Raw genomic sequence first — 14243 nt, forward strand, 5'->3', positions numbered from 1 at the left:
CGGCGTGATAGGCAGGGGGCATGGGCAGGATCACCGCGAGGACGCGGGTCACACGGGTCACCGTCGGCGGCACGGCATCTCGGCGCGAGGACCTCCTCGCGGTCGAGGAGCCGCTCGAGATCCGGGTCGGCGGACGCCGGCTCGCCGTCACGATGCGCACGCCCGGCCACGACGTCGACCTCGCCACGGGCTTCCTCGTCTCCGAGGGGGTCGTCTCGCGCGGCGACCACGTCGCGGCCGCGGTCCACTGCGGCGCGCCGGGCGAGAACACGTACAACGTCCTCGACCTCGCGCTCGCCCCGGGGGTGCCGGGACCCGATGCCTCGACCGAACGGAACTTCACCGTGACGAGCTCGTGCGGGGTGTGCGGCAAGGCGAGCATCGACGCCGTCCGCACGCGGTCGGCGTACGACGTCGCCGGCGACGACCTGCGGCTCGATCCGGCCCTCCTCGCGGGCTTGCCCGACCGGCTCCGCGCCGGGCAGGCGATCTTCGAGCGCACGGGTGGCCTGCACGCGGCGGCGCTCTTCGACGGACGCACGGGCGAGCTGCTCGTGCTCCGCGAGGACGTGGGGCGGCACAACGCCGTCGACAAGGTCGTCGGGTGGGCCGCCCGCGAGGGGCTGCTGCCGCTGCGCGGCGCGGTCCTCCAGGTGTCGGGCCGAGCGAGCTTCGAGCTCGCCCAGAAGGCGACGATGGCCGGCATCCCGGTGCTCGCGGCCGTGTCGGCGCCGTCCTCGCTCGCGGTCGATCACGCCGCGGCGTCCGGTCTCACGCTCGTCGGATTCCTGCGCGGCGACTCGATGGTGGTCTACGCCGGCGACGAGCGGATCGACGCGCCGACCGTACCGGCGACCGACGGGACGCGTGGGCTCGTCCCGTCGGTCGGACGCGCGGAGGCGAGCTGATGGCGGACGGGAGCGGCGGACCCGCCGCCGACCCCTACCCCGACCTCGAGGTCGGGCGCCCGAAGGACTGGGCCGTCGGCGTCCCGGGGATCCTGCACTCGATGGAACCGGCGCTGGCGCGGATGGGCCTCTCCCGCACCGCGCGGCTCGCGCTCGCCATCAACCAGGAGGACGGCTTCGACTGCATGAGCTGCGCGTGGCCCGACCCCGGCCACCGCAACGCGCTCGAGTTCTGCGAGAACGGCATGAAGGCGACGACGTGGGAGGCGACGCCGATCACCGTGCCCCGCGCGTTCTGGGCCGAGCACTCGCTGACCTCGCTGCTCGATCGCGGGGAGTACTGGCTCGGGCAGCAGGGCCGGCTCACCGAGCCCGTGCACAAGCCCGCCGGCTCCGACCACTACGAGCCGATCTCGTGGGACGACGCGTTCCGGATCATCGCCGACCGGCTGAACGCGCTCGACTCGCCCGACCGCGCCGCGTTCTACACGAGCGGCCGCACCGCGAACGAGACGGCGTTCCTGTACCAGCTCCTCGTCCGTGCGTTCGGCACGAACAACCTGCCCGACTGCTCGAACCTGTGCCACGAGTCGACCGGGACGGCGCTGCTCTCGACCATCGGCATCGGCAAGTCGACCGTGCACTACGACGACTTCGCGAAGGCCGACCTCGTCATCGTCATGGGCCAGAACCCGGGCACGAACCACCCGCGCATGCTCACCGCCCTCGAGGAGACCAAGCGGGCCGGCGGCCGGGTGGTGAGCGTCAACGTGCTCCCGGAGGCCGGACTCATCCGCTACCGGAACCCGCAGAAGGTGCGCGGCATCCTCGGGCGGGGGGCCGCGATCGCCGACCGCTTCCTGCAGATCCGATCCGGCGGCGACATGGCACTGCTGCAGGCCGTGTCGCGACGCGTGCTCGATGCCGAGGCCGCCGCGCCCGGCACCGTCCTCGACCACGCGTTCCTCGAACGGCACACGATCGGGCTCGAGGCGTTCCGCGACCACCTCGCTCACCTCGACGAGGCGGCGGTGCTCGCGGCGACCGGACTCGACGTCGCGGAGATCGATGCGCTCGCCGCCGACTACCTCGCCGCCGACCGCGTCGTCATCACGTGGGCCATGGGCCTCACGCAGCACCGCAAGGCCGTCCCGACCATCCGGGAGATCGTGAACCTGCTGCTGCTCCGCGGCAACATCGGCAGGCCGGGCGCGGGTGCGTCCCCGATCCGCGGTCACAGCAACGTGCAGGGCGACCGCACGATGGGCATCTGGGAGCGGATGCCCGAGCGGTTCCTCGCCGCACTCGAGGCCGAGTTCGGCTTCCCCGTGCCGCGCGCGCACGGCGTCGACGCCGTGCAGGCCGTGCAGGGCCTGCAGCGGGGCGAGATCGACGTGTTCGTCTCGATGGGCGGCAACTTCGTCGGCGCGATCTCCGACACGGATGCCGCGGAGCGGGCCATGCGGGGCGCGAAGCTCACGGTGCAGGTCTCGACCAAGCTCAACCGGTCGCACGTCGTCACGGGCGAGGAGGCGATCATCCTGCCGACCCTCGGTCGCACCGAGGTCGACCTGCAGGACGGTCGGCCGCAGTTCGTGTCGGTCGAGGACAGCGTGTGCGCGGTGCACGCCAGCCACGGCGCCGTGCCGCCGGTCGCCGCCGGGCTCCTCTCGGAGGTCGCCATCGTCTGCCGGCTCGCCGAGGCGACCCTCGGCGACCGCCACGGCATCCCGTGGCGCGCGTTCGCTCGGGACTACGACCTGATCCGCGAGCGGATCGCGCGGGTGGTCCCCGGCTTCGAGTCGTTCAACGAGGATGTGCGCCGGAAGGGCGGTTTCGTCCTGCCGAACGGCCCGCGCGACGAGCGGCGCTTCGACACCCCGACCGGACGCGCGGTGATCACCGTCAACGAGCTCGAGCACCTCGAGCGACCCGCGGGCCGGCTCATCCTGCAGACGCTGCGATCGCACGACCAGTTCAATACCACGATCTACAGCCTGGACGACCGCTACCGCGGCATCCGGAAGGGGCGCGACGTGGTGTTCGTGCACCCCGACGACCTCGCCGAGCTCGGACTCGACGACGGCGACCGCGTCGATGTCGTCAGCGAGTGGCCGGGTGAGGCCGACCGGCGCCTGCCGAACCAGCGCGTCGTCGCGTACCCGACCGCGCGGGGCTGCGCGGCGGCCTACTACCCGGAGGCGAACGTGCTCGTGCCGCTCGCGAGCGCCGCCGAGGAGAGCAACACCCCGGTCTCGAAGGCCGTCATCGTGCGGCTCGAGCCGGCGGCGGCTCGGGCGCCGGGCCCGCCGGCGGGCCCGCGCGTCAGCTGAGCGGCGTCGGGCGCGCGCCGCCGTGCGGGTCCGAGTCCGACTCCGGGTCCGAGTCCGAGTCCGGGTCGGAGTCCGAGTCCGGGTCGGAGTCCGAGTCCGGGTCGGAGTCCTGGCTGGTTCCGGGCTCGTCGCCGGGGTCGGTGGCGCCTTCGGCGGAGGCCGCGTCCGCCTGCACGGCCGTCGCCGCCCCGACGGTGACCGGAACCATCGCCGCCTCATCCGCCTCCGCGCGCTTCGCGTCGCGCTTCGCGCGCCGACGCTCGCGACCGCCCTCGACCAGGTCGTACAGCGCCGGAAGCACGAGCAGCGTCAGCACGGTCGACGACAGGAGTCCGCCGATCACGACGAGCGCGAGCGGCTGCGAGATGAACCCGCCGCTGCCCGTGATGCCGAGGGCCAGCGGCAGCAGCGCGAAGATCGTCGCGAGCGCCGTCATCAGGATGGGGCGGAGACGACGGGATGCGCCGTGCAGCAGCGCATCCCGCACCGTCATGCCCCGGTCGCGGTACTGGTTCACGAGGTCGATGAGCACGATCGCGTTGGTCACCACGATGCCGACGAGCATGAGCACGCCGACGAGCGAGGCGACGCCGAGCGGGATGCCCGTGACGACCTGCAGGAGGATGGCGCCCGTCGCCGCGAACGGCACCGATACGAGCAGCAGCAGCGGCTGGAGCAGCGAACGGAACGTCGCGACCATCACCACGTAGACGATCAGGATCGCGGCGAGCAGCGCCAGCCCGAGCTGCGCGAACGACTCCTGCTGGTCGGCGGTGACGCCGCCGAGCGACGCGGACGTGCCCTCGGGCAGGTCGACCGCGGCCACCCCGGCCTGCACCTCGGCGCTCGCGGTGCCGAGGTCGTCGCTCGACGGGGTCGCCGCGACGGTCGCGCTGCGCAGCCCCTGCACGGTGGTGACGGATGACGGTCCCTCGACCTGCTCGATGGTTGCGAGCGTGTCGAGCCGCACCGGGCCCGCCGGCGTCGGCACCTCGAGCGCGCGGAGCGCGTCGAGCGAGGTGGGCGGCTCGTCGGAGGCGAGGTAGATCGTGAGGGTCTGCTCCTCGATCACGATCGAGCCGGCCGACTGCGGCTGCATCGCGGCCGAGACGACGCCGCCGAGCGCGACCTCCGAGTATCCGGCCTCGGCCGCCGCCGCCCGGTCGACGTCGATCGCGACGTACGGCTGCGACGACTCGAGGTTCGAGGTGACCTGCGTCAGCGAGTCGAGGCCCGACAGCTCCTCGACGACCGCGTCGGTGGCCGCCCGCAGGTCCTCCTCGTTCGATGCCGTGATGTCGACCTCGATGTCGCTCGAGGCGCCGAACCCGCTCTGGGTCGTGAGGGTGACCTCGCCGACGTCCTCGAGCGCCTCGAGCTCGTCGCGGACCTCCGCCTGGAGCGCCGTCTGGTCGGCGTCCTCGTCGGTCGTCACGTTGTAGGTGATGGTGCTCCCCGACCCGCCGAATGCGGCGAGCGCCCCGCCACCGGTCGAGGTGCCGATGGAGACCTGCACGGTCTCCACGCCCTCCACGCCGCTGATCGCCGCCTCGACGGGCTCGGCCTTCGCGGCGAGGTACTCCAGGCTCGAGCCGACGGGCAGTTCCTGCGCGACGCTGAACGTGTTCTGGCCGCTGTCGCCCAGGAAGTTCGTCTTCATGAGCGGGGCGAGGGCGATCGTTCCGCCGAGGATGAGCACCGCGACGATGATCGTGACCATCGAGTGCCTGAGGGTCCAGGAGAGGATCGGCAGGAAGCCCTTCTGCAGCCGCGAGGGGTGTTCGAGCTCGTCCTGCGGTCCCCCGGAGCGCACCGGCGCCACCGTGGACGGGTCGGCGACCGCGACGGCGCCGGGTGCGGTCGGCGCAGCGGCGACCGCGGGTCCAGGACGCAGCCCCGTCGATCCGTCGGCGTCGCGCAGCTCGGGCGCGAGCCAGACCTCGTCGCTCGCGAGCGGGGCCGGCGCGACGGCGCGCGCGCCGACCGGGGCCGCGGACTCGACCTGCACCTCGTCGACGAAGGCGGCCTCCGCCGCGGCATCCGCCTCGGTCTGGCCCTTGCGCGGCTTCGCGGGCTTCAGGAACCAGTACGCGAGCACGGGCACGATCGTGAGCGAGACGAGCAGCGATGCGAGCAGCGCGATCGTGACCGTGAGCGAGAACGGCCGGAACAGTTCGCCCGTGACGCCCTCCACCAGCGCGATCGGCAGGAACACGGCGACCGTGGTGATCGTCGACGCGGTGATCGCCCCCGCGACCTCGCGCACGGCGTGCACGATCGTCGAGGCCTTGTCGACGCCCGCGACGAGGTGCCGCTTGATGTTCTCGATGACGACGATCGAGTCGTCGACCACGCGTCCGATCGAGATCGTGAGCGCGCCGAGCGTGAGGATGTTCAGCGTGTAGTCGGCCGCCTGCAGTCCGATGAACGTGATGAGCACCGACGTCGGGATGGAGATCGCGGTCACGAGCGTGGCACGCACCGACATCAGGAACACGAGGATCACGAGCACGGCGAAGATCAGCCCGAGCGTGCCCTCGATCGCGAGCGACTCGATCGACTGCTCGATGTACGGCGCCTGGTCGAAGACCACGGTGAACTCGGTGCCGGGGTTCGTGGTGTCGAGCGACGCCTGCAGGTCGGGCAGCGCCGCCGCGACGGCGTTCGAGACCTCGACGGTGTTCGCCGAGGGCAGCTTGGTGACGGAGATCGCCAGCGCGGGCTCGCCGTCGACGCGGGAGATGCTCGTCTCGGGGTTCTCGGTCAGCTCGACGGATGCCACGTCGCCGATGGTGAGGGCGACGGGGACGGCGACGGTGGTCGTCGTTCCGTCCGGGCCGGGGATCGTGGTCCCGGTGCCGGTGCCGTCGGTGCCGGTCCCGGTGCCGTCGGTGCCGGTCCCGGTGCCGTCCGTTCCCGTGCCGTCGGGCAGCGTGCCGTCCGGAGTCGTTCCGTCCGGCAGCGTGCCGTCGGGCAGCGTGCCCTCGGGCAGCGTCTCGTCGACGACCGGCTGCTGCTCGGCGGCGCCGATGAGCGGCAGGGCGCTGAGGTCCTCGACGCTGCCGAGGCGCGTGCCCGCCTGCACTGCGAAGGTCGAGTCGCCCTCGGTGATCTGCCCGGCGGGTAGGAGCACGCCGTTCTGCTGCAGTGCGTCGCGGATCGCCTGGGTCGTCAGCCCGTACCGCGCGAGCTCGGCGACATCCGGGGTGATGACCACCCGCTGGCCGCGGTCGCCGATCAGCGCGGCGTCGCGCACCCCGTCGATGTCGCGCAACTCCGGGAGCGTGGTGCGGGTGATCTCGTCGGAGAGCGTCGAGACGTCGTCCGCCCCGGTCACGGCGACCGCCACCACCGGCAGGTCGTCGAAGCTGAACGCGACGACCTGCGGCTCGACGTCGTCGGGCAGCGTGGGGGCGATGCGGTTGACCGACGACAGCAGCTTCTGCTCGGCGAAGGCGAGGTCGGTGCCGAACGTGAAGCTCGCGACGACGCGCGACACGCCCGTCGAACTCGTTGTCGACGTGGACTCGAGTCCGGTGATGCCCTGGATGGCCGTCTCGATGGGCGTCGAGACATCCGCGTTCACGACGTCGGGCGACGCGCCCGGGTACGCCGTGATGATCGACAGCTGCGGCAGCTGGATCGAGGGGGCCAACTCCTGCTTGAGCCCGTTGAGCGCGATGCCGCCGAAGATCGCGACGACCACGGTGACGAGTGCGATGAGCGCGCGGTTGCGCATGCTGAGCTTCGCGAGGAGGGACATGGGGTCGATTCTCGCAGCGGACGGGTCCGTCCGGATAACGGGAAGCTGTGAAGCACCGGCGACGGTGCTGGACCCCCGGCCCCCGTTCGGGGTATGGTCCGAACCACGACGCCTTTTCCGAGACGCCTGGGGGTGCGGATGCGAACGGCCGCGGTGGACCGCACGGCTCCGCTCGTGCGCGCCCTGCTGCTCGGCACCGGCCTCGCCGCCGCCTGGGTCGTCGTGAGCCTCGTCGCCTCGCCGTCGAGCGCCTCCGCCGAGGAGCGGCCCGACGGCCTGCTCGGCACGGTCGGCTCGGTCGTCGGCGTCGTCGACGACACGCTGGACGGCGTGGTCGACCAGGTGGTCGAGCCGGTGCTCGAACCCGTGGTCTCGGCCGTCGTACCGACCACCTCCACGGTGGTCGACACGGTCGACCCGGTCGTTCCCGAGCCGCTGGACCCGGTGGTCCGGCCGGTCACCGAGTCCGTGCCCGTCCTGGTCGAGACGACGACGGATGCCGCGTCCGGCACGGTCGACACCGTCGATGCCGCGGTCACCGAGGCCGTGGCCGAGACGGGCGGGCTCGTCTCCGACGTCGTCGGTTCCGGAGCGGTCGGCGCGATCACGACCCCGGTCGTCGACACGTTCGACGACGTCGTCGGCGCACTGCCGATCGTCGGCTCGGTGCTCGGCGACGATACGCTCGGCGGTGTCCTCGGGCCGGTGGTCGACGTGGTCGACGGCACCCTCGACGCGGTGGTCGGCGAACTCGGGCCGCTGCCCGACGACGGCCTGGTGCCGTCCGTCCCGGGCCTCGAGCCCGACCCCGCGGGTCCCGGAGTCGAGCCTCCGACGGGCCTCCCCGACTCGCCCGCCGGGGCCACTGCTGAAGCGGCGACCCCGCAGGGCGGCCCGCCCGCCCCGGCACCGGCCGTGCCCGCGATCTCCGGCGCCCCACCGCCCGACGGCGGCGCGCTCCTGAGCGCATCGACGCCCTCCGCGCCCGCCGCGGCGCCGCTCGACGGCGGCGTGCCGACGCCCGCTGCGCCGAGCGGATCCTCCGGTGTGCCCGCAGGCGGCAGCGCGTCCGGCGCCGGCACGGCGTCCGGGTCCGACGCGACGTTCGCCGCCCTCCAGCTCGACGCGCTCGCGTCGCTCGCGCTCGCCTCGGTCGACGACGATCTTCCGTCGTCGCCGGTGTACGAGACCGACACCACCCCTGACTGACGGGTGCCGTTCCGCCTGCCCGCAGGCGGACACGGTCGCCGCTTCCCGCACGGGAGCGGAATCACACCCAACCAGTCAGGAGTACAACCATGAAGAAGTACGTCTCGAGGGCGCTGTACGCGACCCTCTTCACCGGGGGGCTCATGCTCCTCGGCGCCGGCGTGGCGCACGCCGCGGACACGACGGGCGAGGACGGCGTCCTCTCCGGCACGCAGCTCGGGATCTCGATCGACCTGCCCGTCACCATCGGCGGCAACGCGCTGTCGGTCGTCGGCGACTCCGAGTCGACGGATGCCACGACCGTGGTCGCGACCGACGACGCGGGCTCCTCGGAGCCCGTGGCCGTGACCTCGGGCGATGGCGGCATCGGCTCGGGCAGCCAGGCGATCATCGACGTGTCGGCACCGATCACGATCAGCGGCAACGCCGTCTCCGTGATCGGCGACTCGCACTCCGAGGACGCCACCACCGAGGTGTCGACGGGATCCGGGCCGAACGACGCGAGCAGCGCCTCGACGTCGGGTGAGGACTCGATCCTCGGCGGCACGCAGGCGCTCGTCGGGCTCGACGCCCCCATCACCATCGGCGGCAACGCCGTCTCCGTGATCGGCGACTCGCACTCCGAGGACGCCACCACGGTCGTCACCACCGGAACCGGAACCGGCACCGGAACGGACGCCTGGACCTCCGGCGAGGACTCCATCCTCGGCGGCACCCAGATCCTGCCCGACCTGTCGGCGCCGATCACCATCGGCGGCAACGCCGTCTCCGTGATCGGCGACTCGCACTCCGAGGACGCCACCACGGTCGTCACCACCGGAACCGGAACCGGCACCGGAACGGACGCCTGGACCTCCGGCGAGGACTCCATCCTCGGCGGCACCCAGATCCTGCCCGACCTGTCGGCGCCGATCACCATCGGCGGCAACGCCGTCTCCGTGATCGGGGACGCCACGACCGACGGCTCGACCACGGTCGTCACGCCGGTCGACCCGACGGACCCGACGGACCCGACCGACCCGGTCGACCCGACGGACCCGGTCGACCCGACCGACCCGGTCGACCCGACCGACCCGACGACGCCCGGCACCCCCGGTGACGGCGGCGACTCGGGCAGCACGGGCACGGACGGCGCGGACACCTCGGTGGCCGCGACGAGCTCGGCCCCGCTCGCGATCGGTGCCGGCGCGCTCGCGTCGACCGGCCTCGACACCGGGTTCTGGGAGCGGCTCGCGCTGTTCCTGCTGCTGACCGGCGCCGTGCTCGTCGGCGTGCGGCGGTTCGCACTCCGCCGCTGATCCGGTGACGGCCCGGCGCCGCCCTACCGGCGCCGGGTCCGCCGGCCGGCGGAGACCTCCGCCCACACGATCCTCCGTGCCGCACACTCGGGCCGCGGCACGGCCGGTCGCGCCCGGGGAACGCGACCAGACGGGGCGGTGGGGATTCCTCCCACCGCCCCGTCCCTTCGCGCCCTGCGCGCGACTACGAGATCGCGTCGATCGCGAACAGCGTCGTGGTCCCCGACACCTCGTTCGCCACGGCGAGCATCGGCTCACCGGTGGGGCTCGCCGACGCCGGGATGAAGGTCAGCCCCTCCGGGCCGAGGTCGCCGGCCGAGGACAGCGTCTCGACGCCGTCATCCTCCACCGAGACCGAGAAGTCCCGGTTGTTGAGGTAGGTGACGAACGTGGATGCTGCGGGATCGGTGATGTCGTAGACGATCACGCCGCCGACGCGCTCGAAGCCGATGAAGGCGTAGGTGCGGCCGTCGACGTCGCCGATCGCGAGACTCTCGGGCTCGGGGCCCTTGTCGTCGCTGCGGCCCTCGAGGTTCGACTCGGAGTGGTTCGAGTTGAAGGAGTCGGGTGCTGCCGCGTGCGTGAGGCGCTCGAAGTCCTCGCCCGAGTCGAAGACCTGCTCCCCGCCGGTCGTCCAGATCGAGAACGACCGGGAACCGAACGCGTAGAGCTCCTCGTAGCAGGTGCCGTCCTGGCTGAGGCCCATCGCGGTCGAGACGTTCAGCCGACCGAGATCGGCATCACCCGTGAGCGCGGCGGCCGGGCTCGTCCCGCAGATCGGCGCCAGGCCGTCGTCGCCGAGGTCCTTCACGCGGGCGGGCTCGACGTAGTCGCCCCACTCGCGCGCGTCGCCCTCGTTCGCCGACACGAGGTAGGTCTCGCCGGCCGCCTCGTACGCGACGAGCCCGTCGGGCAGGTACATGCCCTTCAGCCCCGCGAACGTGCGGATGCCGAAGGTCGGCGCACCCTGCGGGTCGCGGTCGGACGCATCGATGCCGTGGCCCGCCGCGGAGTGGTCGACGAACCCGAGCGGCAGGATCTCCTCGACCGCGGCCGTGTCGAGGTCGACGACGGCGAACGCGTTCGCCTCCTGCAGCGCCACGTACGCGGCGTCGCCGTCGATCGCGACGTACTCGGGCTCGAGGTTGCGCGACACCGGAAGGTCGGCCTCCGGCGTCGGCCCGAACACGCGCACGTCGTCGGGCAGCGTCTTCGAACCGCCGACCTCGAACTCGTGGAAGTCCGCGATGCGGACGTCGCCCTGGGTCGCGGCCGACACCGTCGCAGGCAGGTCGATCACCGCGACCGAGCCCTCGGGGTCGCTCGAGAAGTCGTCGGCCGGCTCGCCCTCGTTCGCCACGACCGCGAGCGTGCCGTCCGCGGACAGGGCGACCATGTCGGGCAGCGAACCGACCTCGACCGAGCCGAGCACTCGCGGCTTCTTCCCGGTGGCGTCGAAGAAGAGGATGCGGCCGGGCGCGGTCTTGTCATCCGCGTCCTCGATCGCGACGACGCCGAGGCCGTCGGCGCGGATCGCGACGGAGTTGGCGATGCCGTCGCCCTGCACCTCTCCGACCTTCTTCGGCTTCGACGGCTTCTTCGCGTCGAGCACCTCGACGAGCCCGGCCTGCGCGTTGACGACGTAGAGCCGGCCGTCGTACGCGGCGACGATCTCGGCCGCCGACTCGTCGAACACGCCCGTCTCGTAGGTGCCGACGGGAGACAGGGTCAGCGCGGCACCGTCGGCGACGACCCCGGCCGGGGCGTCGACGATCGCGGTGCGGATCGGGAGTGCGGATGCCGGGGCTGCGGCGAGGCAGCCGGCGGCGATCGCACCCACGAGGATCGGCGCTGCGGCGCGCCGGATGCGGGAGCGGGTGGAGAGCATGGATCACCTTCGGTCTGGGGACACGGGACGACGATCACTCTCGTCGCGCCCCGCGAACCGCGGATGACCCGCGGGTGAACGTTCGACCCCGCTCGCCGTCCGAACCGGCTCACACGACCGCGGCGAGCACGCTCTGGTCGGGTACGGGTGTGCGGGCGAGCGACCCCCACGCGCGCGCGAGCGCCTGCACCGCGGCATCCGTCGTCTCGGCGTCGTAGCAGATCGGCAGTCGGAGGAAGCGCTCGAAGGCGCCGTCGATCCCGAAGCGGGGGCCGGCGGCGACGATGAGGCCCTGCGTGCGCGCGGCGAGCGCCAGCTGCGAGCTGACCGGGGCGCCGAGGCCGACCCACGTGGCGATACCGCCGTCCACGTGGGGCACGTGCCAGGCGGGGAACGCCTCCGCGAGCCGTCGCTCGAGGTGGTCGCGGCCCGCGCGCAGCTGCTCGCGCCGCAGGTCGAGGATGTCGTCCATGCGGTCGAGCAACCGGGTCACGATGAGCTGCTCCAGGATCGGCGTGCCGAGGTCGCCCGGCGAACGCACGGCGAGGAGCCGGCGGATCAGCGACCGATCGGCGCGGATCCAGCCGACCCGGACGCCGCCCCAGACGGTCTTGCCGACCGAGCCGACCATGACCGCGGGGCCGTACGCCGCGAGCGGCTTCAGGTCGAGCCCGCGGTCGATGTCGAGCTCGGCGGTCGTCTCGTCGGCGATGACGACCGTGCCCTGGCGGGCGGCCGCGTCGAGCACGCGTTCGCGGGCCGCGGCGTCGAGCGACCGCCCGGTCGGGTTGTGGAAGTCGGGCATGAGATACGCGGCGACGGGGTTCGCGTGACCCATCGCGCGCACGAGGTCGCCCGCCTCGTCGGCGGCGCCGAAGCCCTCGGGCCCGGCATCGTGCGGCGCCGTGGCGACGGTCGCGAGCCGGGCGCCCGCGACCCGGAGCGCCTCGTAGGCGTGAGGGTAGGTCGGCGCCTCGATGAGGGCGCGGTCGCCGCGGCCGACGAGCGCGCGGGAGAGCAACGCGATGGCGTGCTGCGCCCCGAGCGTCACCATGACCTGCTCGGGGTCGGTGGGCAGCCCGCGCGCGGTGTACCGGTCGGCGATCGCCGTGCGCAGCTCCGGGATGCCGATCGGGTCGAAGCCCGAATCGCCGAGATGCCCGGGCAGGGCCTCGACCGCGTCGCGCGCGACATCCGGAAGCCATGGCAGCGCGGGCAGCGCGGCCTTGGAGAAGTCGATGTAGTCGGCCGCGGGCGGCACCGGCAGCACGGCGGGCGCACCGGGCAGGCGCGCGACGCTGCCCGAGCCGCGGATGCTGCGGAGCAGGTGCTGGTCGCGGAGCTCGCGGTACGCGGCGGTGACGGTCGTCCGGCTGAGCCCGAGTCGCTCGGCGAGGTGGCGCTCGGCCGGCAGCCGGGTGCCGACGGGGATGCGCCCGTCGAGGACGAGCAGGCGGATGCGGTCTGCGAGCGCGCGGTACGCGCTGCCGCCGTCGCCGCGCCAGGCGCCGAGGAGGGTCTCGAGGGCGCGGGCGCTCAGTGCAGCTTCCATGGTCTGAGCCACTTTAGGCGAATTGGCTTCTTGCCGAAAGGCCAATTCGGGGATTGGATTGCCATCATGCCGTTCCGACTCCCTCGCACCACCGACTCCGCGCCCGTGTTCGGGCGTCGGCTCGTGCAGCTCCTCGTCGGGCTGTACCTCTACGGCCTCGGCATCGCGCTCATCGTGCGCGGCGAACTCGGCGTCGCCCCCTGGGACGTGCTGACGCAGGGCATCGCGAAGCAGACCGGGCTCGGGTTCGGCCTCATCACGGTCATCACGAGCGGCATCGTGCTGCTGCTCTGGATCCCGATCCGCCAGAGGCCGGGCTTCGGCACGCTCATGAACGCGCTCCTCGTCGGGCCCTTCGCCGACCTGTCGCTCTGGATGATCCCGACCGGGCTCGACCTGTGGCTGCGCATCGTCATGCTCTTCGGCGGCATCGTCGTACTCGCCGTCGCGACCGGCCTCTACATCGGCGCGCACTTCGGCCCCGGCCCGCGAGACGGGCTGATGACCGGCCTGCACCGACGCACCGGCTGGAGGATCTGGATCGTCCGCACCGGCATCGAGGTGACGGTGCTCATCGCGGGCTTCCTCCTCGGCGGCAACGTCGGCATCGGCACGCTCGCCTTCGCGGTGCTCGTCGGCCCGCTCTGCGGCTGGACCATCCCGCTCTTCGCGGTCCGGCGCGGCCCGGCCGCGGCCCGACCCGTGCGTGGAGGGGCGCGGGGCCGGGACATCCCGCGGCCCGCCACGGGCGCCACGCCCGCGCAGGCCTGACGGCACCACGGTCCCGCGGGCTCGCGCACGGCCGGCGCCCCACGCCGAGGCGCGCCGGCAGGTGGCGGATCCGCCACCTGTGCTCCGGTCGGCCGCCGGTCTAGCGTTGCGCCCAAGCGTCGCGAGAGCGGCCTCCACACCTCGTGCGAGCCCCGCGACGGTCCAGAGGGGGACGACATGCACGCACGAACGATCATCCTCGGCGCTGCCGGCCTCGCGGTCGTCGGCTCGATCGGGCTGGCCGCTCCGGCCACGGCGGCCGAACGCGGGCCCAGCCCGAACGCCTCCTGCGTCGGGCAGGTGTTCCAGCCACAGGCGGTCGGCGAGCCGGGCGCGATCGCGGCGCGGGTCGCCGAGATCAAGGGCTTCGGCGTCGGCAGCTTCGGGTCCATCATCGGCGGCTGGTTCGTCCATTGGGAGGACTGCTATCCCGACGAGTGAGCCCGAACGCTCGAGGTCGAGACGAGCGGATGCCGCGGGGCTCGTGCCCCGCGGCATCCGTCGTGTCGCTTCGGTCTCGC

At 73.0% G+C, this 14243-nt stretch carries 9 protein-coding genes; 6 read left to right on the forward strand and 3 right to left on the reverse strand.

Going from position 1 to position 14243, the window contains the following annotated elements:
- Window positions 1–20: 20 nt before the first annotated feature.
- Window positions 21–908 (forward strand): formate dehydrogenase accessory sulfurtransferase FdhD, encoded by an 888-nt coding sequence (gene fdhD, locus ACULK2_RS15690; protein ID WP_445969989.1) that lies wholly within the window; start codon window positions 21–23, stop codon window positions 906–908.
- A complete protein-coding gene (locus ACULK2_RS15695; protein WP_445969990.1) occupies window positions 908–3241 on the forward strand; it encodes an FdhF/YdeP family oxidoreductase in 2334 nt (777 codons plus the stop codon). Before fdhD ends, ACULK2_RS15695 begins: the two co-directional genes overlap by 1 nt.
- On the opposite strand, the gene ACULK2_RS15700 is transcribed toward ACULK2_RS15695, so the two are convergent.
- A complete protein-coding gene (locus ACULK2_RS15700) occupies window positions 3234–7004 on the reverse strand; it encodes an efflux RND transporter permease subunit (RefSeq protein WP_445969991.1) in 3771 nt (1256 codons plus the stop codon). The two genes, ACULK2_RS15695 and ACULK2_RS15700, sit on opposite strands and share 8 nt — an antisense overlap.
- Window positions 7005–7142: 138 nt before the next feature.
- Here ACULK2_RS15700 and ACULK2_RS15705 point away from each other — a divergent pair, with 138 nt between their 5' ends.
- Together ACULK2_RS15705 and ACULK2_RS15710 are read left to right on the forward strand one after the other, a co-directional pair.
- The gene (locus tag ACULK2_RS15705; RefSeq protein ID WP_445969992.1) at window positions 7143–8213 is read left to right on the forward strand and encodes a hypothetical protein; all 1071 of its coding nucleotides are present in this window, start codon (window positions 7143–7145) and stop codon (window positions 8211–8213) included.
- 89 nt (window positions 8214–8302) lie between these two features.
- A complete protein-coding gene (locus ACULK2_RS15710; RefSeq protein WP_501044936.1) occupies window positions 8303–9511 on the forward strand; it encodes a hypothetical protein in 1209 nt (402 codons plus the stop codon).
- A 184-nt stretch (window positions 9512–9695) separates the two neighbouring features.
- Here ACULK2_RS15710 and ACULK2_RS15715 read toward each other — a convergent pair whose 3' ends face one another.
- Both ACULK2_RS15715 and yczR read right to left on the reverse strand, forming a co-directional pair.
- Window positions 9696–11399 carry a choice-of-anchor I family protein gene (locus ACULK2_RS15715; RefSeq protein WP_445968206.1) on the reverse strand — a complete coding sequence of 568 codons (1704 nt, stop codon included), beginning with the start codon at window positions 11397–11399 and terminating at the stop codon, window positions 9696–9698.
- 109 nt (window positions 11400–11508) lie between these two features.
- Window positions 11509–12951 carry a MocR-like transcription factor YczR gene (yczR, locus tag ACULK2_RS15720; RefSeq protein ID WP_445968205.1) on the reverse strand — a complete coding sequence of 481 codons (1443 nt, stop codon included), beginning with the start codon at window positions 12949–12951 and terminating at the stop codon, window positions 11509–11511.
- Window positions 12952–13017: 66 nt separating this feature from the next.
- On the opposite strand from yczR, the gene yczE reads away from it, so the two are divergent.
- Window positions 13018–13722, forward strand: coding sequence for a membrane protein YczE (yczE, locus tag ACULK2_RS15725; RefSeq protein WP_445968204.1), 705 nt, complete (start codon window positions 13018–13020; stop codon window positions 13720–13722).
- Between the two features lie 177 nt (window positions 13723–13899).
- Window positions 13900–14163: a hypothetical protein gene (locus ACULK2_RS15730; RefSeq protein ID WP_445968203.1), complete on the forward strand. Its 264-nt coding sequence runs from the start codon at window positions 13900–13902 to the stop codon at window positions 14161–14163.
- The last annotated feature ends 80 nt before the right edge of the window (window positions 14164–14243 follow it).

It is taken from the genome of Agromyces molybdatiresistens (assembly GCF_052748445.2).